We start from the raw sequence: 23,075 nt of genomic DNA on the forward strand, positions 1-23,075 counted from the left end.
TTACGGAAAATAGAAGAATTTTCCATTTAAATGTGATATAATCAGTAGGAATGTTAAAAGAAAAAGGAGCATAACTAAATGAAACGTATTGCTGTTTTGACTAGTGGTGGAGACGCCCCTGGTATGAACGCTGCCATCCGCGCAGTTGTTCGTCAAGCAATTTCAGAAGGAATGGAAGTATTTGGTATCTATGATGGATATGCTGGTATGGTTGCTGGTGAAATTCATCCCCTAGATGCAGCTTCAGTAGGAAACATCATTTCCCGTGGTGGTACCTTTCTTCACTCTGCTCGTTACCCAGAGTTCGCTCAACTTGAAGGGCAACTTAAAGGAATTGAGCAATTGAAAAAACACGGGATTGAAGGTGTAGTTGTTATCGGTGGTGACGGATCTTACCACGGTGCTATGCGTTTGACTGAGCATGGTTTCCCAGCTATCGGTCTTCCAGGTACAATCGATAACGATATCGTTGGTACTGACTTCACAATCGGTTTTGACACAGCGGTTACGACTGCTATGGACGCTATCGATAAGATTCGTGATACATCATTAAGTCACCGTCGTACTTTTGTCATCGAAGTTATGGGACGTAACGCAGGTGATATCGCTCTTTGGGCAGGTATCGCAACTGGTGCTGATGAAATCATCATTCCTGAAGAAGACTTCAAGATTGAAGATATAGTAGAAAGCATTAAATGTGGTTATGAATGTGGTAAAAGACACAATATCATCGTTTTGGCAGAAGGTGTGATGTCAGCAGATGAATTTGCTCAAAAACTAAAAGAAGCTGGAGATACGACCGATCTTCGTGTGACAGAACTTGGACATATTCAACGTGGTGGTTCTCCAACTGCGCGTGACCGTGTATTGGCGTCACGTATGGGTGCGCATGCTGTTAAACTTCTTAAAGAAGGTATCGGTGGGGTTGCGGTTGGTATCCGGAACGAGAAAATGGTTGAAAACCCAATTCTTGGAACTGCAGAAGAAGGAGCATTGTTTAGCTTGACTGCAGATGGTAAGATTGTGGTTAACAACCCGCACAAAGCTGACCTTGAGCTATCTAGCTTGAATAAGAGCTTGTCATAATCTATAATTTAGTTAATAAGACCAAAAAGGTCATATATATAAAGGAGTCACAAAAACATGAATAAACGTGTAAAAATCGTTGCAACTTTGGGTCCTGCGGTAGAAATCCGTGGTGGTAAAAAATTTGGTGATGACGGATACTGGGGTGAAAAACTTGATGTTGAAGCTTCAGCTAAAAACATTGCTAAATTGATTGAAGCTGGTGCTAACACATTCCGTTTTAACTTCTCACACGGTGACCACCAAGAACAAGGTGAGCGTATGGCAACTGTTAAACTTGCTGAAAAACTTGCAGGTAAAAAAGTTGGTTTCCTTCTTGATACAAAAGGACCAGAAATCCGTACAGAATTGTTCGAAGGTGAAGCTAAAGAGTATTCATACAAAACTGGTGAAAAAATCCGTGTTGCAACTAAACAAGGAATCAAATCAACTCGTGAAGTGATTGCATTGAACGTTGCTGGTGCTCTTGATATCTATGATGATGTTGAAGTTGGTCGTCAAGTTTTGGTTGACGATGGTAAACTTGGTCTTCGTGTGGTTGCTAAAGATGACGCAACTCGTGAATTCGAAGTTGAAGTTGAAAACGATGGCGTAATTGCTAAACAAAAAGGTGTTAACATCCCTAACACTAAAATTCCTTTCCCAGCTCTTGCTGATCGTGATAACGATGATATCCGCTTTGGTCTTGAACAAGGTATCAACTTCATCGCGATTTCATTCGTACGTACTGCTAAAGATGTGAACGAAGTTCGTGCAATCTGTGAAGAAACTGGAAACGGACACGTTCAATTGTTCGCTAAAATTGAAAACCAACAAGGTATCGACAACTTGGATGAAATCATCGAAGCTGCTGATGGTATCATGATCGCTCGTGGTGACATGGGTATTGAAGTACCATTCGAAATGGTTCCAGTTTACCAAAAAATGATTATCACTAAAGTCAATGCTGCAGGTAAAGTTGTTATCACTGCAACAAACATGCTTGAAACAATGACTGAAAAACCACGTGCAACTCGTTCAGAAGTATCAGACGTATTTAACGCTGTTATCGACGGAACTGACGCAACAATGCTTTCAGGTGAATCTGCAAACGGTAAATACCCACTTGAGTCAGTCACTACAATGGCTACAATCGATAAGAATGCTCAAACTCTTCTTAACGAATACGGACGTTTGAACTCAGATTCATTCGAACGTAACTCTAAGACAGAAGTAATGGCTTCAGCTGTTAAAGATGCTGCTAACTCAATGGACATTAAATTGGTTGTAACACTTACTAAGACAGGTCACACTGCACGTTTGATCTCTAAATACCGTCCAAATGCTGACATCTTGGCATTGACATTCGATGAATTGACAGAACGTGGATTGATGTTGAACTGGGGTGTTATCCCAATGTTGACAGATGCTCCATCTTCAACTGACGATATGTTCGAAATTGCTGAACGTAAAGCAGTTGAAGCAGGTCTTGTACAATCTGGTGACGATATCGTTATCGTAGCTGGTGTACCAGTTGGAGAAGCTGTTCGCACAAATACAATGCGTATCCGTACAGTACGTTAATTAATAGAAAAATAGCCTATCGTATCAAGCTGTCTAGCCTGTATGATGGGCTTTTTTTGTCTATGAAGCACAAATAGGGCAAAACTTTTTACTTTAGATTTAATAGGACGGTATCAAGTGCGTCAAATACTGCTTGCTCCAGACTTTTTGTAACGTGAGTATAGATCTAATTAGTAGTTTTTCGGATTTATGCCCGAACTGTGACATGATAGCTTTTAAAGTTATGTTGTTTTTTACGTAAATTTCATAAAATATTTAGTTAAGATAGAGATAAAAAATAACTCCCTGATGACTCAAGGAGTTATTACTATCTAAATTAGTTTTTAGAAGCAGCTTGGAATTCTGGGTTTTTCCATGCTTCGTCAATAATAGCTTGTAATTCATTTGCAGATGCTTGCATTTTTTGAGTTTCTGCATCGTTCAATGGAATATTTACTGGACGAACAATACCATGTGCACCAACAACAGCTGGTTGACCGATAAAGACATTTTTAACTCCGTATTGACCTTCTTGGAATACTGAAAGTGGAAGTACTGCATTTTCATCGTCAAGGATTGCTTTAGTGATACGAGCAAGGGCTACTGCAATACCGTAGTATGTTGCACCTTTTTTGTTGATGATTGTGTAAGCTGCATCACGAACACCTTCGAACAATTCAATCAATTCAGCTTCTTGAACATTTTGAGTATCTTTAAGGAATTCTTCAAGGTTTACACCAGCGATGTTAGCATGTGACCAAACAGCGAACTCAGAGTCACCGTGTTCACCCATAATGTAGGCGTGCACTGAACGAGCATCAACATCCAATTTTTCAGCAAGTGCTTGACGGAAACGAGCTGAGTCAAGTGAAGTACCTGAACCGATAACGCGTTCTTTAGGGAATCCAGAGAATTTCCAAGTTGAGTAAGTCAAGACGTCAACTGGGTTAGCAGCCACAAGGAAGATACCCTTGAAACCTGATTCAACAACTTGAGTTACGATTGATTTGTTGATAGCAAGGTTTTTACCTACAAGGTCAAGACGAGTTTCACCTGGTTTTTGAGGCGCACCTGCAGTGATCACAACAAGGTCAGCGTCTGCACAGTCAGAGTATTGAGCTGCATAGATTTTTTTAGGTGAAGTGAAGGCAAGGGCATGACTAAGGTCAAGTGCGTCACCAACAGCTTTTTCATGCAATTGTGGAATTTCGATAATTCCAAGCTCTTGTGCAATTCCTTGGTTAACAAGTGCAAAAGCGTAAGAAGAACCTACAGCACCATCACCGACAAGGATAACTTTTTTGTGTTGTTTAGTGGAAGTCATTATTCTAAACATCTCCTTAATTTTATTCAGGGATTTCCCCAGTTATTTTAATTTTATCACTTTTAAAAAGCTTTGTCACGGATATGCTTTACAGTTCTTGATGTAAACGTTTTAGTGGTTTTAGATACCTGAAATATAGCGGACATTATGGTATAATATAGTTAACTACTAATAGTGAAATGAGGCATTTATTAATGCAGGATAGAAATTTAGTGAATGTCAATCTGACAAAGGAGATGAAGACGAGCTTTATCGACTACGCCATGAGTGTTATCGTAGCGCGGGCCCTTCCTGATGTTCGAGATGGCTTGAAACCTGTTCACCGTCGGATTCTCTACGGAATGAACGAACTGGGTGTTACTCCAGACAAACCTCATAAAAAATCTGCTCGTATTACAGGGGATGTCATGGGTAAATATCATCCACACGGGGATTCTTCTATCTATGAAGCCATGGTCCGTATGGCTCAATGGTGGAGTTACCGTTACATGCTTGTAGATGGTCATGGGAACTTTGGTTCCATGGATGGTGATGGTGCTGCCGCCCAGCGTTACACTGAGGCACGTATGAGCAAGATTGCTCTGGAGATGCTTCGTGATATTAACAAAAACACGGTAGACTTTGTAGATAACTATGATGCCAATGAACGAGAACCCTTGGTCTTGCCAGCACGCTTTCCTAACCTTTTAGTTAATGGAGCAACTGGTATTGCCGTTGGGATGGCAACAAATATTCCCCCTCATAACTTGGGTGAAACCATTGATGCAGTGAAGTTGGTTATGGACAATCCTGAAGTGACCACCAAGGACTTGATGGAAGTCTTACCTGGGCCAGATTTTCCAACTGGTGCTCTTGTTATGGGGAAATCAGGTATTCATAAGGCTTACGAAACAGGTAAAGGTTCTATTGTCCTTCGTTCACGTACTGAAATTGAAGAAACTAAGACTGGCCGTGAGCGTATTGTTGTAACGGAATTTCCTTATATGGTCAATAAAACAAAGGTGCATGAGCATATTGTTCGTTTGGTTCAGGAAAAACGCATTGAGGGCATTACAGCAGTACGTGATGAGTCAAACCGAGAAGGGGTTCGATTTGTTATTGAAGTCAAGCGTGATGCCTCAGCCAATGTTATCCTCAACAACCTCTTCAAGATGACCCAGATGCAAACCAACTTTGGTTTCAATATGCTTGCTATCCAAAATGGTGTACCCAAGATTTTGTCTCTTCGTCAGATTTTGGACGCTTATATCGAGCACCAAAAAGAAGTGGTTGTTCGTCGTACTCGTTTTGACAAGGAAAAAGCAGAAGCGCGTGCACACATTTTAGAAGGTCTCTTAATTGCACTAGACCATATCGACGAAGTGATTCGTATCATCCGTGCTAGTGAAACGGATGCGGAAGCACAAGCTGAGTTGATGAGCAAATTCAAGTTATCTGAACGTCAAAGTCAAGCCATTCTTGATATGCGTCTTCGTCGTTTAACAGGTTTGGAACGCGATAAGATTCAGTCTGAGTATGATGACCTCTTGGCTCTGATTGCAGATTTAGCAGATATTCTAGCTAAGCCGGAACGTGTTTCTCAGATCATCAAGGATGAATTAGATGAAGTCAAGCGTAAGTTTGGTGACCAACGTCGTACTGAATTGATGGTTGGTGAAGTCTTAAGTCTCGAAGATGAGGATCTAATTGAAGAAGCTGATGTCTTGATCACTCTTTCTAACAAAGGCTACATTAAACGTTTGGACCAAGCTGAGTTTACTGCTCAAAAACGTGGGGGTCGTGGTGTTCAAGGTACAGGTGTTAAGGATGATGATTTTGTTCGTGAGTTAGTGTCAACTAGTACCCATGATCACCTGCTCTTCTTTACAAATAAAGGTCGTGTCTATCGCCTTAAAGGTTATGAAATTCCTGAGTATGGTCGTACTGCCAAGGGATTACCAATAGTTAATCTTTTAAAATTGGATGAAGGTGAAAGTATTCAGACCATCATCAATGTTGAGTCTGAACGTAGTGATGATGCTTACCTATTCTTCACAACCCGTCATGGTATTGTGAAGAGAACCAGCGTTAAGGAATTTGCTAATATCCGTCAAAATGGACTTAAAGCATTGAACCTCAAGGATGAAGATGAGTTGATTAATGTCTTGCTGACAGAAGAGGACACGGATATTATCATTGGTACAAAGTTTGGTTATTCAGTTCGCTTTAATCAATCAGCCGTTCGTGGTATGAGTCGTATCGCCACTGGTGTGAAAGGTGTTAACCTTCGTGAGGGAGACACAGTTGTTGGTGCTAGTGTGATTACAGACCAGGACGAGGTTCTTATCATCACAGAAAAGGGGTATGGTAAGCGCACAGTTGCGACCGAATATCCAACTAAAGGTCGTGGTGGTAAAGGGATGCAAACCGCTAAGATTACAGAAAAGAACGGTTCTCTTGCTGGTCTTATGACCGTTAAAGGCGATGAAGATTTGATGATTATCACTGATACAGGTGTCATGATTCGAACTAACGTTGCTAATATTTCTCAAACAGGTCGCTCAACTATGGGAGTTAAAGTGATGCGCCTAGACCAAGATGCTAAAATTGTAACCTTTACTACGGTTGCAGCTGCAGAAAAAGAAGAAGTTGGGACAGAAAACGAAACAGAAGGTGAAGCATAATGTCTCATAAAAAGAATAAAAAGAAAACAAACCGTAAAAATTTACTAATCAATATCTTGGCAGGATTCTTAATCATCTTGTCAATAGCTTTGATTTTCAATTCAAAAATTCGTGATATGTTCATGGTTTGGAATACCAATAAATACCAAGTCAGCCAGGTATCAAAAGAAAAATTGGAAGAAAATCAAGATACAGAAGGTAATTTTGACTTTGACTCAGTAAAAGCCATTTCGTCAGAAGCTGTCTTGTCCTCACAGTGGGATTCACAAAAATTACCAGTTATTGGTGGAATTGCTATTCCTGAAGTAGAAATTAACTTGCCTATTTTTAAAGGTCTTGATAATGTCAATCTCTTCTATGGAGCTGGTACGATGAAGCGTGACCAAGTGATGGGGAAAGGAAACTATTCACTTGCGAGCCATCACATCTTCACGGCGGAAAATGCCAGTCAGATGCTCTTTTCTCCATTATCACGTGCTAAAAATGGAATGAAAATTTATCTAACCGATAAGGATAAGGTTTATACTTATGTCATTCATGAGGTCAAGCATGTGACACCAGATCACGTTGACGAGATTGATGACCGTAGTGGTGTTAATGAAATCACACTTGTAACCTGTGAGGACTATGATGCGACAGAGCGTATTATCGTAAAAGGTGATCTGAAAGATACAACAGACTATTCAAAAACACCTGAAGAAATTCTAACAGCTTTCAATCAACCATATAAACAACGTTATTAAAGATAAAATCAGTAAAATCTTAGATTTTACTGATTTTTTTATAGATAGAGTTTCAAAATAAACGGTTATGAAATACAGAAAACGCTTCCTGAAATCGAAAGTTTGTGATATAATTATCAGGTAAAAAAGTTTTAGGAGTTTATTATGGTTTCTTCAGAATTTATCTCAAAGATTGAATTTGCTTGCAAGAAGAAAGAAAGTCTTTATAGTCAAAGCAAATTTAAGTATGCGATTCGTTCGATGTTTGCAGGTGCCTTTTTAACCTTCAGTACTGCTGCTGGTGCAGTTGGGGCTGACTTGATTAATAAAATCGTACCTGGTAGTGGACGCTTCCTCTTCCCTTTTGTCTTTGCTTGGGGTTTGGCCTACATTGTTTTCTTGAATGCCGAGTTGGTAACATCAAACATGATGTTCTTGACTGCTGGTAGTTTCTTGAAAAAAATTTCTTGGAGAAAAACAGCTGAGATTCTACTTTACTGTACCTTGTTCAACCTTATTGGAGCCTTGATAGCAGGTTGGGGCTTTGCTCATTCGGCAGCCTATGCGAATCTGACACACGATAGTTTCATCTCAGGTGTTGTTGAGATGAAGTTAGGCCGTTCAAATGAATTAATCTTGCTTGAGGCGATTTTGGCAAATATTTTCGTAAATATTGCGATTCTGTCATTTGTTTTGGTCAAAGATGGTGGTGCCAAACTTTGGCTTGTGCTGTCAGCGATTTACATGTTTGTATTCTTAACAAACGAGCACATTGCTGCGAACTTTGCTTCTTTCGCGATTGTAAAATTCAGTGTTGCTGCTGACTCAATTGCCAACTTCGGTATTGGAAATATGCTTCGCCACTGGGGTGTAACCTTCATCGGAAACTTTATCGGAGGAGGCCTCTTGATGGGTCTTCCATATGCCTTCCTCAATAAAAATGAAGATACTTATGTAGATTAAGAAAATGAGCACGATTGAGTCGTGCTTTTTTCATTTTTAAAATAGAGTAATAGCTATTTGTTATATCAAAATATAGAAAACTAATATTGGTAAACTATACCTTAAGGTGCTACAATATCTTTAATCAAACTATTAGGAGGTCGCCCTATGACTCGTGATTTTAAATTTGAAACTTTGCAACTACATGCTGGTCAAGTTGTGGATCCAGCTACCAAGTCTCGTGCAGTGCCGATTTATCAAACAACATCCTTTGTTTTTGATGATACGCAGGAAGGTGCCGATTTGTTTGCCTTGAGAAAACCAGGGAACATTTATACTCGTATTACCAATCCTACAACAGCTGCCTTTGAAGAAAGAATTGCTGCCCTTGAAGGTGGTGTCGGAGCTCTTGCAACTGCATCAGGTATGTCCGCAGTGACTTATACGATTTTGGCACTTGCCCACGCTGGTGACCATGTAGTTGCAGCATCAACTATTTACGGTGGAACCTTCAATCTTTTGAAAGAAACCCTTCCTCGTTATGGTATCACAACAACCTTTGTCGACATTGATAATTTGGAGGAAGTGGAAGCAGCTATCAATGACAATACCAAGCTTGTTCTGATTGAAACCTTGGGTAACCCCTTGATTAATATTCCAGATTTGGAAAAATTGGCAGAGATTGCTCATAAGTATCAGATTCCACTTGTTTCTGACAATACTTTTGCTACACCTTATTTGATTAACGTCTTTTCTCACGGTGTAGATATTGCTATTCACTCTGCGACTAAGTTTATCGGTGGCCATGGTACGACTATTGGTGGCGTTATTGTCGATAGCGGTCGTTTTGACTGGGCGGCTTCAGGGAAATTCCCTCAATTTGTTGACGAGGATCCAAGCTATCACAACTTGAGCTATACTCGTGATGTGGGTGCAGCAGCCTTTATTATCGCAGTCCGTGTCCAATTGCTTCGTGATACAGGTGCAGCCTTGTCACCATTTAATGCCTTCCTCTTGCTTCAAGGACTGGAAACACTTTCTCTTCGTGTCGAACGTCATGTGCAAAATGCAGAGAAAATTGTTGATTTCCTTGTCAACCATCCTAAGGTAGAAAAAGTCAATTATCCAAAACTTGCAGATAGTCCTTACCATGCCTTGGCTGAGAAATACTTGCCTAAAGGTGTGGGCTCAATCTTTACCTTCCATGTCAAAGGTGGGGAGGCAGAGGCACGCAAGGTAATTGATCATTTAGAAATCTTTTCTGATCTAGCAAACGTGGCAGATGCTAAATCGCTTGTTGTCCATCCAGCAACAACCACCCATGGTCAATTGTCAGAAAAAGACCTTGAAGCTGCAGGTGTCACACCAAACCAAATCCGCTTGTCAATCGGACTTGAAAATGTAGAGGATTTGATTGAAGACTTGCGATTGGCCTTGGAGAAAATTTAAAGTAAAAGAAGATAAACAGTGGGTTTCGACTCGCTGTTTTTGATTTTCCTTCAGGCATGATATAATGGTTAAAGAAGTCTAGAAAGAGGAACGATATGAACGAAATCAAATGTCCCAACTGTGGGGAAGTCTTTACAGTAAATGAGAGCCAGTATGCTGAACTTTTATCCCAAGTGAGAACGGCAGAGTTTGATAAGGAACTACATGATCGGATGAAGCAGGAACTGGCCTTGGCTGAGCAAAAGGCCATGAATGAACAACAGTCTAAACTAGCTCAAAAAGACCAAGAAATTGCGCAATTACAGAGTCAAATCCAAAACTTTGATACAGAAAAAGAACTGGCCAAGAAAGAGGTTGAACAGACAAGCCATCAGGCTTTATTAGCAAAAGACAAGGAAGTGCAGGCCTTGGAAAACCAATTGGCCACCTTGCGTTTGGAGCATGAAAATCAACTACAGAAGACCCTTTCTGACCTAGAAAAAGAACGTGATCAAGTCCAAAATCAGCTCCTCTTGCAAGAAAAGGAAAATGAGCTGTCTTTGGCTTCTGTTAAACAAAACTATGAAGCCCAGCTTAAAGCAGCCAGTGAACAAGTCGAATTTTACAAGAATTTCAAAGCCCAACAATCCACAAAAGCAATTGGAGAAAGTCTGGAACAGTATGCGGAAAGTGAGTTTAACAAGGTCCGTAGTTTCGCCTTTCCAAATGCTTACTTTGAGAAGGATAACAAGGTCTCTGCGCGTGGGTCTAAGGGGGACTTTATCTTTCGTGAGAGTGATGAAAATGGCGTAGAGATTATCTCCATCATGTTTGAGATGAAAAATGAAGCTGACGGAACAGAGAAGAAGCATAAGAATGCAGATTTTTATAAGGAATTGGATAAGGACCGTCGGGAGAAGAACTGTGAGTATGCAGTTTTGGTGACCATGCTTGAAGCTGATAACGACTACTTTAACACAGGGATTGTTGACGTCAGCCATGAGTACGAAAAGATGTATGTGGTTCGTCCTCAATTCTTTATCCAGTTGATTGGTCTCTTACGTAATGCGGCGCTAAATTTCCTAAAATACAAGCAGGAGCTGGCCTTGGTGCGTGAGCAAAATATTGACATTACGCATTTTGAAGAAGACTTAGATGCCTTTAAACTAGCCTTTGCTAAGAACTATAACTCAGCTTCGACTAACTTTGGCAAAGCAATCGATGAAATCGACAAGGCCATCAAACGCATGGAAGAGGTTAAGAAGTTCCTAACCACATCCGAAAACCAACTCCGCCTCGCTAACAACAAGTTGGAAGATGTTTCGGTCAAAAAATTGACCCGTAAAAATCCAACCATGAAAGCGAAATTTGAAGCATTGAAGGGGGAGTAGCCTTAAATATGAAATAACTTTAAAATAGTCGTATGTCTACATTAAATATTTACAACTTTATGTTCAGGAAGCGAAGAAATATTTAGAAGGAGAAAACTGATATAAGTTCTTACCGTACGTCACCTATGTGAAGGAGCATAATCAGGTTAATAAGATTATGCAACAGTTAAAATTACTAACGAGACGGGATTGTCAAAGGTATATCATGGAGAACAGTTTTTAAAAGCGATAGTTGCTACAGTTTTTGTTATTGGTGCTTTAATTTATGGTGTTACATTTAGTGCATTTACATTTGGCTTTGGAGTCTTGATAGCGATTCTAGTAATTGCGATCGACTTCTTATATTTAAGTTCTACAATGGAGGATAATGGTGAAAGAGATTTTAAATAACTATTCGTTGAAAATATCTAGATTTGAAATTCCCAAATTATATAGTTTGACAAAAATAGTATACATTTGCTTAATTCCTATAGTTTGCCTATCATTTATAGGCATGGTTGTTGAATTATTTAAAGGTGGGGAAATGAATTTTATGAAATTCATTACTTATACGGTAGTATGTTTTGGGTTTGAGACATTGATTTCATTAAACAATAAACTGGTTAAATTAGCTGTAGACAATATCTTTTTGACAGATATTAATTTCGACAAGCACATAAGTTATTATCGTTATGTAGCTGAACACTCGGTTAAGTCACAACAGCTGTTCAATAATGCAAATTGTTTACTAGCTATTGCCCAATCGCTATACTACCAAGGAAAGTTTGAAGAAACACTTGATAATTTGGAACGAATAAATTTTGAGGGTAAAAATTTTAATAAGAAATTTGAAATCGAATTATCCACAACTTACTTTAAGATTCTTTCACTTATCCATGATGATAGAGTAGAAGAAATTTCGAACCAAATCGATATGTTAGCTACATTAAAAGTTCGAACAAATTCTCAGGTTGCTAGGAAGACGAATGTAATAAACATAATAAAAGCTATAGAGGATATTGTTTTAAAGAAAAAATCAAACGACTACTTTGACATTACTGAACCTGAAAATAAGTTAGCTCGAATCATGTTCTCTTATTACGGCGCTCTTAATGCTCAGCTAAAAGGAGATGAAGCTCGTGCCCGTAGTTTGTTTGAAAGTATTGTCCATGAAAATCCAGAACTCTTTTATGTTCAGGAAGCGAAGAAATATTTAGAATTAGTGAAATGAGAGTAATATATGAAATTAGTAAAAAAAATAGTAAGTAGGGCGACAGAAAACACTCTTTTACAACTTGATAGGGTTATTCTAATTTGCTCAATTATTGGACTTGTTTTGGATGTGATGGCAGTATGCTTAGTATTTCAAAGCAATTTGGAAATATTGGGATTCATATTATTAGTTATTGTCTTTTTAGTTCTCGGCTTTGTATTTTATTTAAGATTTGTATCTAGAAAAGTTATTGTTCTAGTGTTACACGATTCTATTGATCTTAAGCTCTATGTAGACATGTTAAGAGTTCAATCAGAAAAATCTATTAAGCCCTTTAGGGCAACATATCGTGAGAATTACCAAATTATCCAAGGTCGAGTGGCTTATTTAAAAGGAGATTTTCAAGCTGCCAAGGAAAATATGTCCAAATATGATTTGAAAAAAATTTGGAAGAGATTCAGAACCCCTGCGTTTTTAATATCAAGCTTTGAACTATTAACAGTTTCCATTCATCTTCAAGATGCGCAAGATATTGCTTTCTTTGAGGAACAATTGTCCAAGGCACCAGATTTTAAAGGAGGCAAAGCTAAACTTGTTGCTCAAGCCCAAGCCATAAAAGATATTGTGTTCAATAAAGAAGTGAACGACTACTTCGACATTACTGAACCAGAAAGTAAGTTAGCTCGAATCATGTTTTCTTATTATGGAGCTCTCAATGCCCAGCTAAAAGGAGATGAAGCTCATGCCCGAAGTTTGTTTGAAAGCATTGCCCATGAAAATCCAGAACTCTTTTATGTTCAGGAAGCTAGGAAGTATTTAGAAAAATGAGCTGATATAGTTTTAAAATCTGTCTAAGATAGAATATGTTGATGTAAAGTGAAAAGGGAATTAGAAAGCAAAAATGAACGGTATTATCAACTTAAAAAAAGAAGCGGGTATGACTTCGCATGATGCGGTTTTTAAGCTGCGTAAGATTTTGGGAACCAAGAAAATTGGTCATGGTGGGACCTTGGATCCGGATGTGGTGGGTGTTTTGCCCATTGCAGTTGGCAAGGCAACACGCATGGTCGAGTTCATGCAGGATGAGGGTAAGGTCTATGAGGGGGAAATCACTCTAGGCTATTCAACGACAACTGAGGATGCCAGTGGAGAAGTGGTCGCAGAGACACCTGTTTTATCGCCCTTGGATGAAAAGCTTGTCGATGAAGTGATTGCGAGCTTGACAGGGCCTATTACCCAGATTCCGCCTATGTATTCAGCTGTTAAGGTCAATGGTCGCAAGCTCTATGAGTATGCGCGTGCTGGTCAGGAAGTGGAGCGTCCAGAACGTCAGGTGACCATTTATCAATTTGATCGAACAAGTCCGATTTCTTATGAGGGTTATCTTGCACGCTTCACTTTTCGTGTTAAATGCAGTAAGGGAACCTATATCCGTACCTTGTCGGTTGACTTGGGAGACAAGCTTGGTTATGCGGCTCATATGTCACATCTGACTCGAACTAGTGCAGCTGGTTTGCAACTAGAAGATGCTCTTACATTGGAAGAAATTGCTGAAAAAGTAGAGGCTGGTCAACTGGACTTTCTTCATCCTCTAGAGATTGGGACAGGAGACCTTGTCAAAGTTTTCCTAACTCTAGAAGAGGCTACAGAAGTACGCTTTGGTCGTTTTATCGAACTCAACCAAACAGACCAAGAATTGGCGGCCTTTGAAGATGACAAATTGCTAGCCATTCTAGAAAAACGGGACAATCTCTACAAGCCAAGGAAGGTTTTTATCTAATCTAACCGGAGTGTGGGGATGGAAATGTTTTCCCTAGACTATCCAAACCAGACTATAAATTTTGTAAAAAATGTGATAGAATAGACGACGGATAAAAAAACGGAGGATAGCATGCAAAATAGACCAATCATTATCGGAGTGACAGGTGGTTCTGGTGGAGGTAAGACCAGTGTTTCAAGAGCCATTTTATCGCATTTCCCTTATGAAAAGATTTCCATGATTGAGCATGATTCATACTACAAGGATCAGTCTCATTTGACCTTTGAAGAGCGTGTCAAAACCAACTACGACCATCCTTTTGCCTTTGATACAGACTTGATGATTGAGCAGATTAAGGAATTGTTGGCAGGGCGTCCGGTGGACATCCCGACTTATGACTATACAGAGCATACACGGAGTAGCAAGACTTATCGTCAGGAGCCTCAAGATGTCTTTATCGTTGAGGGAATTTTGGTCTTGGAGGACAAGCGCCTGCGCGATTTGATGGATATCAAAATTTTTGTGGATACGGATGATGATGTGCGCATTATTCGTCGTATCAAGCGTGATATGGAAGAGCGTGGCCGTAGCCTTGATAGCGTTATTGACCAGTATTTAGGTGTGGTCAAACCAATGTACCACCAGTTTATCGAGCCAACTAAGCGTTATGCTGATATCGTCATTCCTGAAGGGGTCAGCAATACCGTGGCTATTGATCTGTTGACAACCAAGATTGCAAAGATTTTGGAAGAAGCTCGAAACAGTAAATAATCAGATGAGGAGGCTTGCCTCCTTTTTTATTTTTCCCTCATAATGGTACATAAATGGAGATTTTTAGGCATATTTTTGGTATAATAATACCCATGAAAGAGCAAGAAAATGAATAGTAGGTGGAGATGGAAAAGTATTTATCGGTAACAACTTTGACCAAGTATCTGAAAATGAAATTCGATAAAGACCCTTACTTGGAACGGGTCTATTTAACTGGTCAAGTTTCCAATTTTCGTAAACGACCTACTCACCAATATTTCTCCCTAAAAGATGACCATGCAGTTATTCAAGCGACCATCTGGTCTGGAATTTATCAGAAATTAGGCTTCGACCTGGAAGAAGGGATGAAAATCAATGTGATTGGGCGTGTGCAGGTCTATGAACCTAGTGGTAGCTACTCCATCATCATTGAAAAGGCAGAGCCTGATGGGGTTGGGGCGCTTGCGATTCAGTTTGAACAACTCAAGAAAAAATTGACAGAAGAAGGCCTGTTTCAAGAACGCTTCAAGCAACCTCTGCCCCAATTTTCTAAGAGAATTGGTGTAGTAACCAGTCGCAGTGGAGCCGTTATTCGAGATATTATCACGACCGTCAGCAGGCGCTTTCCAGGTGTAGATATCCTTCTTTATCCGACTAAGGTTCAAGGAGATGGAGCAGCAGAAAAAATTGCTCGAAATATTGCGCGTGCCAATCAACGGGACGATTTGGATTTGCTGATTATTGGTCGTGGTGGAGGTTCTATCGAGGATCTTTGGGCCTTTAACGAAGAAATCGTGGTACGAGCGATTTTTGAATCTCGTTTACCAGTTATCTCTAGTGTGGGGCATGAGACGGATGTGACCTTGGCAGATTTTGTGGCAGATCGCCGCGCTGCGACGCCAACAGCTGCAGCTGAACTAGCAACACCTGTGACCAAGTTGGATCTATTAGCTCATTTGCAAAATCAGGAAAAACGGATGGCAACAGCAGTCCGAAATGTCCTATCTAAGAAACAAGAATCTTTAAAAAAATGTAGTCAGTCAGTCATCTTTAGACAGCCAGAGCGCTTGTATGATGGCTATTTGCAACGCTTGGATCAACTGCAACTGCGCTTAAAACAAAGTTTGCGAACACTGATTTCTGATAACAAACAGATAGTACAAGCAAGGACGCATCGACTGGTACAATTATCACCTGTTACCAAAATTCAACGTTATCAAGACCGTTTAGGCCAGTTGGACAAGCTCCTACGTAGCCAAATGGCGCTGGTTTATGATGCCAAGGTTGCTGAAGTCAAGAGATTATCAGAAGCCTTGCTCATGTTGGATACCAGTCGAATCGTGGCGCGTGGTTATGCTATTGTCAAAAAAGAAGAGTCCGTTGTAGATTCGGTTGAGAGTTTGAAGAAAAAAGACCAAGTGACGCTTTTGATGCGAGATGGTCGAGTAGAATTAGAGGTTAAAGATGTCAAAACAAAAGAAATTTGAGGAAAATCTAGCAGAACTGGAAACCATTGTCCAAAGTTTGGAAAATGGTGAAATTGCTCTAGAAGATGCGATTGCCGCCTTTCAAAAGGGTATGGTCTTGTCAAAAGAGCTCCAAGCGACGCTGGACAAGGCTGAAAAGACCTTGGTCAAGGTTATGCAAGAAGACGGAACAGAAAGTGATTTTGAATGAAAAAGCAAGAAAAATTAGCTCTTGTCGAGTCGGCCTTGGAAGACTTTTATGGAGACCAGCAGTTTGCCTCTAGTTTGCGAGAGTCTGTTCTCTATTCCATTCATGCTGGTGGCAAGCGTATTCGACCCTTTCTCTTGTTAGAAGTCCTGGAAGCCTTGCAGGTCGCTATTAAACCTGCTCACGCACAGGTTGCTGCGGCCTTGGAAATGATTCATACAGGGAGCTTGATTCACGATGATCTTCCAGCTATGGATAATGATGATTACCGTCGGGGACGATTGACCAATCATAAGAAATTTGGAGAAGCAATGGCAATTTTGGCAGGAGATGCTTTATTCCTAGATCCCTATGCCTTGATTGCGCAGGCAGATTTGCCAAGTCAGATCAAGGTAGACTTGATTGCCAACTTATCCCTTGCTTCAGGAAGTCTGGGCATGGTTGCAGGTCAGGTTTTGGACATGGAAGGTGAACACCAGCATTTGTCTTTGGAAGAACTCCAGACCATTCATGCTAATAAGACCGGAAAACTACTAGCCTATCCCTTCCAAGCTGCAGCCATTATAGCTGAATTGGTACCTGAGATGCAGGCAAAACTTAAAACTGTAGGTGAATTGATTGGGCTTGCTTTTCAAGTTCGAGATGACGTACTGGATGTGACCGCTAGTTTTGAGGAAATCGGCAAGACACCTCAAAAGGACCTACAGGCAGAAAAATCAACCTATCCAGCCTTGTTGGGTTTGGAAAAGGCAATTGACTTTTGTAACCAAACCTTGGATCAAGCTAATGCCAAATTAGAAGAAATTGCCCAGCAGATTTCCTTTGAAACAGAATCGATTGTAAAAGTAGTAGAAAGTTTGAGAATCAATGGCTAAGGAAAGAGTGGATGTACTAGCTTATAAACAGGGCTTGTTTGAAACGAGAGAGCAGGCCAAACGTGGTGTAATGGCTGGCCTAGTCGTAGCAGTCCTTAATGGAGAACGGTTTGACAAGCCAGGAGAGAAAATTCCAGATGACACCGAGCTAAAACTCAAGGGGGAGAAACTCAAGTATGTTAGCCGTGGTGGTTTGAAACTGGAGAAGGCCTTGCAGGTCTTTGATTTGTCGGTGGATGGCGCGACTACGATTGATATCGGTGCCTCTACTGGAGGTTTTACCGATGTCATGTTGCAGAATGGTGCTGAGTTAGTCTTTGCAGTTGATGTTGGTACCAATCAGTTGGCTTGGAAATTACGCCAAGACCCACGAGTGGTCAGCATGGAGCAGTTCAATTTTCGCTATGCTGAAAAGACTGATTTCGAAAAGGAACCGAGCTTTGCCAGTATTGATGTGAGTTTTATTTCTCTCAGTCTGATTCTGCCAGCCTTGCACAGAGTCTTGGCTGATCACGGTCAGGTTGTGGCTCTGGTTAAGCCTCAGTTTGAGGCAGGACGTGAGCAGATTGGAAAAAATGGAATTATTCGAGATGCTAAGGTTCACCAAAATGTCCTTGAATCTGTCACAGCTATGGCAGTAGAGGAAGGTTTTTCAGTCCTTGGTTTGGATTTTTCTCCCATCCAAGGTGGTCATGGCAATATTGAGTTTTTAGCGTATTTGAAAAAAGAAGAGTCAGCAAGCAATCAGGTTCTTGCTGAAATTGAAGAAGTAGTAGAGAGGGCGCATAGTCAATTTAAAAATGAATAAAAAAGAGAGACTTGAAAAAATTAGACGATTTGTGACAGATTATCAAATCGGTACGCAAGAAGAAATTGTAGAACATTTGAAAGAGGCAGGCATCACTGCCACTCAAGCAACGGTATCACGGGATATCAAAGAGCTAGGCATTGTCAAAATTCCTTTGAGAGATAACACCTATGTCTACGAATTGCCAAAATCAATCGTAAAAAGTTTGCAACTGGCTGAAGATAATATTGAGTCAGCTGAATTGATGGATAAGATGATTAATCTCCAAGTTATTCCAGGAAATACGGCTTTTGTAAAAGCTCAGTTAATCGAGACTTTTTCGGACAAGATTTTTAGCTGTTTGGCGGATGATAGCTCGATTTTAGTCATTGCTAGAAGTGAAAGTCTAGCAGAGGAAATCTTTGAACAAGTAAATAATTGGTAGGTCTATATGTTACTTGAAATTTCGATAAAAAACTTTGCCATTATTGAGGCTATTTCCCTCAATTTTGAAAAGGGGATGACTGTCCTGACTGGTGAAACGGGTGCAGGGAAGTCGATTATCATTGATGCTATGAATATGATGTTGGGAGCTCGTGCGATGACAGATGTTATTCGTCATGGTGCGCCAAAGGCAGAGATTGAGGGGCTTTTCTCAGTTGAGAATAGTCGCCTTTTACAGGAAATTTTTGATGAGCAAGGTTTGGAAATGGGTGATGAGATTATCATCCGTCGGGAAATTCTGCAAAATGGTCGGAGTATCAGCCGTGTCAATGGCCAGATGGTTAATCTGTCTGTTTTGCGTGCTATTGGGCAACATCTGGTGGATATACATGGTCAGCATGACCAAGAAGAGTTAATGCGTCCCCAACTTCATATCCAGATGTTGGATGAATTCGGTGACGCAGCATTTTGGGCATTGAAAGAAACCTATCAAACGAGTTTTGATGCTTATCGAAAAATGCGCAAGCAGGTTCTGGAAGTCAAGAAAAACCAACAGGAACACAAGGCTCGTATTGAAATGTTGGAATTTCAAATGGCAGAGATTGAGGCAGCAAACTTGCAAGCTGGAGAAGACCTGGCTCTCAATCAAGAGCGTGATAAACTGCTCAATCATAAAAATATTGCGGATACGCTGACCAATGCCTATAGTATGTTGGACAATGAAGATTTTTCAAGTCTAGCTAATGTTCGTTCGGCCATGAATGACATGGAAAGTGTTGAAGAGTATGACCCTGAGTACCGTGAAATTTCAAGTTCTCTGTCTGAGACCTACTATGTCTTAGAAGATATTAGCAAGCGTCTGGAAGCTATTATTGAGGACCTTGATTTTGATGGCAATCGTCTTATGCAGGTTGAGAACCGCTTGGACCTCCTTCATACCATTACTCGTAAATATGGTGGGACTGTAGACGATGTCTTGCTTTACTTTGCTAAGATTACGGAAGAATACAATCTCTTGACAGGTAATAACCTTTCGTCTGAGGACATGGAAGCAGAGCTCAAGAAATTGGAAGTCAATCTTGTTGATTTGGCAGGTCAGCTTGCATCTGCTCGTCATGATTTGGCCCAGCAGCTAGAAGCAGAGATTAAACAAGAACTGCAAGACCTCTATATGGAAAAAGCCCAGTTTCAGGTTCGTTTTAGCAAGGGCAAATTCAGTCGTGAGGGAAATGAAATGGTCGAGTTTTACATTTCAACCAACCCTGGCGAAGACTTTAAACCCTTGGTTAAGGTTGCGTCTGGTGGGGAATTATCTCGTCTCATGCTAGCCATTAAGTCTGCCTTTTCACGTAAAGAAGGCAAGACCAGCATTGTCTTTGATGAGGTGGACACAGGAGTTTCAGGCCGTGTAGCTCAGGCTATTGCACAGAAGATTCACAAGATTGGCCAACATGGTCAGGTTCTAGCTATCTCCCACTTGCCACAAGTGATTGCGATTGCGGATTATCAATTCTTTATTGAGAAGATTAGTAATGACCATTCAACAGTTTCGACTGTTCGTCTCTTGACGATTGAAGAGCGAGTCGAGGAAGTTGCTAAGATGTTGGCAGGTGATGATGTGACGGAAGCAGCCCTGACGCAAGCCAGAGAATTGTTGAGAAACAGGGAGAAATAAGATGACAGACTATTATGTAATTGGAGATGTTCACGGAAAAGCTGGGATGCTGGAAGACCTTCTCAAAACATGGAATGGTCAGACCCAGTTGCTCTTTCTAGGGGACTTGATTGACCGTGGTGAAGATAGTTGCCGTGTCCTAGAGATGGTTAAGGACTTGGTCGATAATCAAGGGGCAATCTGTTTGTCAGGAAACCACGAGTATATGTTTTTGACTTGGCTAGATGACCCAGAAGAAAGTTATGACCATTATCGTCGCAATGGTGGAGATACAACCATTAACTCTATCCTAGGTCGTCCCTTGGATGCACCGGTTGATGGAGTAGAAGATGCCAAGCGTGTTGCTACTGAAGCAGCAGACTTGGTCGAATTTATTCGTCAAATGCCTTTTGTGGTAGAGACAGATAAGTATATCTTTGTTCATGCAGGTATTGATTTGACCTTGGACGACTGGCATGAGACCACAGATTATAAAAAAGTCTGGCTTAGAAAACCATTCCACGAAGCCGAAAATCATACTGGAAAAACCATTGTCTTCGGACATACACCTGTTTATGGCTTGTTGAAGCAAGAGCGTGGTACTGCTGAGCTTTGGACTACAGAAGATGGCAAGGTTGGGATGGACGGAGGAGCTGTTTATGGTGGTGTCCTTCATGGAATTGTCTTTACAGACCAAGGAATGACAGAACACCACTTTATCGAAAATGACGGCTTTGTTGCTGAAGATTAGTACTCCTAGCAGGGTATGGTCTTGTCAAAATGTCAAAAACAATTTATAATAAATAGATACCCTGAAAGGAAGAGAATCATGAACTTAGAAGAACTGAAAAAACGACAGGAGAAGATCCGTAACTTCTCTATTATCGCCCATATTGACCACGGGAAATCAACTCTAGCAGACCGCATTTTGGAAAAGACTGAGACCGTTTCAAGCCGTGAAATGCAGGCCCAGCTTTTGGATAGCATGGATTTAGAACGGGAACGTGGGATTACCATTAAGTTGAATGCCATTGAGTTGAATTATACTGCAAAAGATGGGGAAACTTATATTTTCCACTTGATTGACACGCCGGGGCACGTAGACTTTACCTATGAAGTTTCACGTTCGCTCGCTGCTTGTGAGGGAGCGATTTTGGTGGTCGATGCTGCCCAAGGGATTGAGGCTCAAACCCTTGCCAACGTTTATTTGGCCTTGGATAATGATTTGGAAATCATGCCAGTCATTAACAAGATTGATCTGCCAGCTGCAGATCCTGAGCGCGTGCGTACAGAGATTGAAGATGTCATTGGTTTGGATGCCAGTGAAGCAGTATTGGCTTCTGCCAAGGCTGGTATTGGTATCGAAGAAATTCTCGAGCAAATCGTGGAAAAAGTGCCAGCACCAACGGGTGATGTGACAGCGCCACTTAAGGCCTTGATTTTCGACTCTGTTTACGATGCCTACCGTGGGGTTATCCTCCAAGTGCGTGTCATGGATGGTGTGGTCAAACCTGGCGATAAGATTCAGCTTATGAGCAATGGCAAGACCTTTGATGTGACAGAAGTTGGTATTTTTACTCCGAAAGCAGTTGGTCGTGATTTCCTTGCGACTGGGGACGTTGGTTATATTGCGGCTTCTATCAAGACGGTTCAAGACACTCGTGTGGGTGATACAGTTACCTTGGCAACTAATCCTGCGGCTGAGCCATTACATGGCTACAAGCAGATGAATCCCATGGTCTTTGCGGGTCTCTACCCAATCGAATCAAACAAGTACAATGACCTACGTGAAGCCCTTGAAAAATTGCAACTGAATGATGCTAGTCTTCAGTTTGAACCAGAAACATCTCAGGCACTTGGATTTGGTTTCCGTTGTGGATTTCTTGGACTTCTCCATATGGATGTTATCCAAGAACGTTTGGAACGTGAGTTCAACATCGACCTCATCATGACAGCTCCATCTGTTATCTATAAGGTTAATTTGACCGATGGTGAGTCTATGGATGTGTCGAATCCATCTGAGTTCCCAGACCCAACCAAGATTGCGACCATTGAAGAGCCATATGTTAAAGCGCAAATCATGGTACCACAGGAGTTCGTAGGAGCAGTGATGGAGCTAGCTCAGCGTAAGCGTGGGGACTTTGTGACTATGGATTATATCGATGATAACCGTGTTAATGTCATCTATCAAATTCCACTTGCTGAAATCGTCTTTGACTTCTTTGATAAGCTTAAGTCTTCTACACGTGGTTATGCAAGCTTTGACTACGAATTGTCAGAGTATCGCCCATCTAAGCTGGTCAAAATGGACATCCTTCTCAATGGAGACAAGGTGGATGCCCTTAGCTTTATCGTTCACAAGGATTTTGCCTACGAACGTGGAAAACTCATCGTTGATAAACTTAAGAAAATCATCCCTCGTCAACAATTTGAAGTTCCAATCCAAGCAGCAATTGGACATAAGATTGTAGCTCGTACTGATATCAAGGCACTTCGTAAGAACGTACTTGCTAAATGTTATGGTGGTGACGTTTCTCGTAAACGTAAACTCCTTGAAAAACAAAAAGCTGGTAAGAAACGCATGAAAGCTATCGGATCAGTAGAAGTCCCACAAGAAGCCTTCCTCAGCGTGTTGAGCATGGATGAGGAGTAAATTTTATTATTTATAGAACATTAATATAAGAAGAGAATATTGAAACGGGCTTAAATAGGCCTGTTTTTTTACATTTAGAATAGGATTAAATCGTTTAAAGTGTTTGTTTTAAATGTTTGTTTTAAAGATATAAATAAAAATAAACAAAATAATCAAAAAAATATTGACAACGATTTCATATAGTGTTAT

The 23,075-nt window shown here is 40.7% G+C and carries 21 protein-coding genes; 20 read left to right on the forward strand and 1 reads right to left on the reverse strand.

Translation table 11 applies throughout. The annotated features are described in order from the left end of the window. Positions 1-78 precede the first annotated feature (78 nt). Complete coding sequence (pfkA, locus tag SK637_RS04530) at positions 79-1,086, forward strand: 6-phosphofructokinase (protein ID WP_033688742.1); 1,008 nt, start codon at positions 79-81, stop codon at positions 1,084-1,086. A 57-nt stretch (positions 1,087-1,143) separates the two neighbouring features. Next, positions 1,144-2,649, forward strand: a complete 1,506-nt coding sequence (gene pyk, locus SK637_RS04535) for a pyruvate kinase (RefSeq protein WP_033688743.1) — start codon at positions 1,144-1,146, stop codon at positions 2,647-2,649. Between the two features lie 316 nt (positions 2,650-2,965). Here the strand turns inward: pyk and SK637_RS04540 are convergent, their stop codons facing one another. Next, a complete protein-coding gene (locus tag SK637_RS04540; RefSeq protein ID WP_000204729.1) occupies positions 2,966-3,952 on the reverse strand; it encodes an L-lactate dehydrogenase in 987 nt (328 codons plus the stop codon). 194 nt (positions 3,953-4,146) lie between these two features. Here SK637_RS04540 and gyrA point away from each other — a divergent pair, with 194 nt between their 5' ends. The 18 genes from gyrA to lepA all read left to right on the forward strand — a co-directional run bounded on the left by gyrA (position 4,147) and on the right by lepA (position 22,886). Further along, positions 4,147-6,615: a DNA gyrase subunit A gene (gene gyrA / locus SK637_RS04545; RefSeq protein WP_033688744.1), complete on the forward strand. Its 2,469-nt coding sequence runs from the start codon at positions 4,147-4,149 to the stop codon at positions 6,613-6,615. Next, a complete protein-coding gene (locus SK637_RS04550) occupies positions 6,615-7,358 on the forward strand; it encodes a class A sortase (protein WP_033688745.1) in 744 nt (247 codons plus the stop codon). Before gyrA ends, SK637_RS04550 begins: the two co-directional genes overlap by 1 nt. Positions 7,359-7,502: 144 nt before the next feature. Continuing rightward, on the forward strand, positions 7,503-8,300 hold the full coding sequence (locus SK637_RS04555; RefSeq protein WP_033688746.1) for a formate/nitrite transporter family protein: 798 nt from the start codon (positions 7,503-7,505) through the stop codon (positions 8,298-8,300). Between the two features lie 147 nt (positions 8,301-8,447). Next, complete coding sequence (locus tag SK637_RS04560) at positions 8,448-9,728, forward strand: O-acetylhomoserine aminocarboxypropyltransferase/cysteine synthase family protein (protein ID WP_033688747.1); 1,281 nt, start codon at positions 8,448-8,450, stop codon at positions 9,726-9,728. Positions 9,729-9,823: 95 nt separating this feature from the next. Next, positions 9,824-11,098, forward strand: a complete 1,275-nt coding sequence (locus tag SK637_RS04565; RefSeq protein ID WP_033688748.1) for a DUF2130 domain-containing protein — start codon at positions 9,824-9,826, stop codon at positions 11,096-11,098. 189 nt (positions 11,099-11,287) lie between these two features. Continuing rightward, positions 11,288-11,488: a hypothetical protein gene (locus SK637_RS04570; protein ID WP_033688749.1), complete on the forward strand. Its 201-nt coding sequence runs from the start codon at positions 11,288-11,290 to the stop codon at positions 11,486-11,488. Continuing rightward, positions 11,466-12,308, forward strand: a complete 843-nt coding sequence (locus SK637_RS04575; RefSeq protein WP_033688750.1) for a hypothetical protein — start codon at positions 11,466-11,468, stop codon at positions 12,306-12,308. The genes SK637_RS04570 and SK637_RS04575 overlap by 23 nt, the downstream gene beginning before the upstream one ends. A 9-nt stretch (positions 12,309-12,317) precedes the next feature. Next, on the forward strand, positions 12,318-13,118 hold the full coding sequence (locus tag SK637_RS04580; RefSeq protein ID WP_033688751.1) for a hypothetical protein: 801 nt from the start codon (positions 12,318-12,320) through the stop codon (positions 13,116-13,118). A gap of 73 nt (positions 13,119-13,191) precedes the next feature. Beyond that, positions 13,192-14,070 (forward strand): tRNA pseudouridine(55) synthase TruB, encoded by an 879-nt coding sequence (gene truB / locus SK637_RS04585; RefSeq protein WP_033688752.1) that lies wholly within the window; start codon positions 13,192-13,194, stop codon positions 14,068-14,070. 111 nt (positions 14,071-14,181) lie between these two features. Next, positions 14,182-14,820 carry a uridine kinase gene (gene udk, locus SK637_RS04590; protein ID WP_033688753.1) on the forward strand — a complete coding sequence of 213 codons (639 nt, stop codon included), beginning with the start codon at positions 14,182-14,184 and terminating at the stop codon, positions 14,818-14,820. Positions 14,821-14,945: 125 nt separating this feature from the next. Continuing rightward, positions 14,946-16,286, forward strand: a complete 1,341-nt coding sequence (gene xseA / locus SK637_RS04595) for an exodeoxyribonuclease VII large subunit (protein ID WP_033688754.1) — start codon at positions 14,946-14,948, stop codon at positions 16,284-16,286. Then, on the forward strand, positions 16,264-16,476 hold the full coding sequence (locus tag SK637_RS04600; RefSeq protein WP_000043226.1) for an exodeoxyribonuclease VII small subunit: 213 nt from the start codon (positions 16,264-16,266) through the stop codon (positions 16,474-16,476). Before xseA ends, SK637_RS04600 begins: the two co-directional genes overlap by 23 nt. Further along, entirely contained in the window at positions 16,473-17,348 is an 876-nt protein-coding gene (locus SK637_RS04605; protein ID WP_033688755.1) for a polyprenyl synthetase family protein, read from the forward strand. Before SK637_RS04600 ends, SK637_RS04605 begins: the two co-directional genes overlap by 4 nt. After that, positions 17,341-18,156, forward strand: coding sequence for a TlyA family RNA methyltransferase (locus tag SK637_RS04610; protein WP_033688756.1), 816 nt, complete (start codon positions 17,341-17,343; stop codon positions 18,154-18,156). The genes SK637_RS04605 and SK637_RS04610 overlap by 8 nt, the downstream gene beginning before the upstream one ends. Beyond that, entirely contained in the window at positions 18,149-18,580 is a 432-nt protein-coding gene (locus tag SK637_RS04615; RefSeq protein WP_033688757.1) for an arginine repressor, read from the forward strand. Before SK637_RS04610 ends, SK637_RS04615 begins: the two co-directional genes overlap by 8 nt. 6 nt (positions 18,581-18,586) lie before the next feature. Further along, entirely contained in the window at positions 18,587-20,254 is a 1,668-nt protein-coding gene (gene recN, locus SK637_RS04620) for a DNA repair protein RecN (RefSeq protein WP_033688758.1), read from the forward strand. A 1-nt stretch (position 20,255) separates the two neighbouring features. Then, positions 20,256-20,984 carry a metallophosphoesterase family protein gene (locus SK637_RS04625; RefSeq protein WP_033688759.1) on the forward strand — a complete coding sequence of 243 codons (729 nt, stop codon included), beginning with the start codon at positions 20,256-20,258 and terminating at the stop codon, positions 20,982-20,984. A 78-nt stretch (positions 20,985-21,062) separates the two neighbouring features. Beyond that, on the forward strand, positions 21,063-22,886 hold the full coding sequence (lepA, locus tag SK637_RS04630; RefSeq protein ID WP_001047207.1) for a translation elongation factor 4: 1,824 nt from the start codon (positions 21,063-21,065) through the stop codon (positions 22,884-22,886). Positions 22,887-23,075: the final 189 nt, after the last annotated feature.

Source organism: Streptococcus mitis, assembly GCF_000722765.2.
GTDB classification, from domain to species: domain Bacteria; phylum Bacillota; class Bacilli; order Lactobacillales; family Streptococcaceae; genus Streptococcus; species Streptococcus mitis_AQ.

What these genes read in the sequence shown, in the direction of transcription:
- SK637_RS04605 (WP_033688755.1), top strand. Translation starts at nt 16,473, where the DNA reads ATGAAAAAGCAAGAAAAATTAGCTCTTGTCGAGTCGGCCTTGGAAGAC.
- SK637_RS04575 (WP_033688750.1), top strand. Translation starts at nt 11,466, where the DNA reads ATGGTGAAAGAGATTTTAAATAACTATTCGTTGAAAATATCTAGATTT.
- SK637_RS04610 (WP_033688756.1), top strand. Translation starts at nt 17,341, where the DNA reads ATGGCTAAGGAAAGAGTGGATGTACTAGCTTATAAACAGGGCTTGTTT.
- pyk (WP_033688743.1), top strand. Translation starts at nt 1,144, where the DNA reads ATGAATAAACGTGTAAAAATCGTTGCAACTTTGGGTCCTGCGGTAGAA.
- truB (WP_033688752.1), top strand. Translation starts at nt 13,192, where the DNA reads ATGAACGGTATTATCAACTTAAAAAAAGAAGCGGGTATGACTTCGCAT.
- SK637_RS04560 (WP_033688747.1), top strand. Translation starts at nt 8,448, where the DNA reads ATGACTCGTGATTTTAAATTTGAAACTTTGCAACTACATGCTGGTCAA.
- SK637_RS04540 (WP_000204729.1), bottom strand. Translation starts at nt 3,952, where the DNA reads ATGACTTCCACTAAACAACACAAAAAAGTTATCCTTGTCGGTGATGGT.
- SK637_RS04615 (WP_033688757.1), top strand. Translation starts at nt 18,149, where the DNA reads ATGAATAAAAAAGAGAGACTTGAAAAAATTAGACGATTTGTGACAGAT.
- SK637_RS04550 (WP_033688745.1), top strand. Translation starts at nt 6,615, where the DNA reads ATGTCTCATAAAAAGAATAAAAAGAAAACAAACCGTAAAAATTTACTA.
- SK637_RS04555 (WP_033688746.1), top strand. Translation starts at nt 7,503, where the DNA reads ATGGTTTCTTCAGAATTTATCTCAAAGATTGAATTTGCTTGCAAGAAG.
- SK637_RS04625 (WP_033688759.1), top strand. Translation starts at nt 20,256, where the DNA reads ATGACAGACTATTATGTAATTGGAGATGTTCACGGAAAAGCTGGGATG.
- pfkA (WP_033688742.1), top strand. Translation starts at nt 79, where the DNA reads ATGAAACGTATTGCTGTTTTGACTAGTGGTGGAGACGCCCCTGGTATG.
- gyrA (WP_033688744.1), top strand. Translation starts at nt 4,147, where the DNA reads ATGCAGGATAGAAATTTAGTGAATGTCAATCTGACAAAGGAGATGAAG.
- udk (WP_033688753.1), top strand. Translation starts at nt 14,182, where the DNA reads ATGCAAAATAGACCAATCATTATCGGAGTGACAGGTGGTTCTGGTGGA.
- SK637_RS04600 (WP_000043226.1), top strand. Translation starts at nt 16,264, where the DNA reads ATGTCAAAACAAAAGAAATTTGAGGAAAATCTAGCAGAACTGGAAACC.
- SK637_RS04580 (WP_033688751.1), top strand. Translation starts at nt 12,318, where the DNA reads ATGAAATTAGTAAAAAAAATAGTAAGTAGGGCGACAGAAAACACTCTT.
- xseA (WP_033688754.1), top strand. Translation starts at nt 14,946, where the DNA reads ATGGAAAAGTATTTATCGGTAACAACTTTGACCAAGTATCTGAAAATG.
- recN (WP_033688758.1), top strand. Translation starts at nt 18,587, where the DNA reads ATGTTACTTGAAATTTCGATAAAAAACTTTGCCATTATTGAGGCTATT.
- SK637_RS04565 (WP_033688748.1), top strand. Translation starts at nt 9,824, where the DNA reads ATGAACGAAATCAAATGTCCCAACTGTGGGGAAGTCTTTACAGTAAAT.
- lepA (WP_001047207.1), top strand. Translation starts at nt 21,063, where the DNA reads ATGAACTTAGAAGAACTGAAAAAACGACAGGAGAAGATCCGTAACTTC.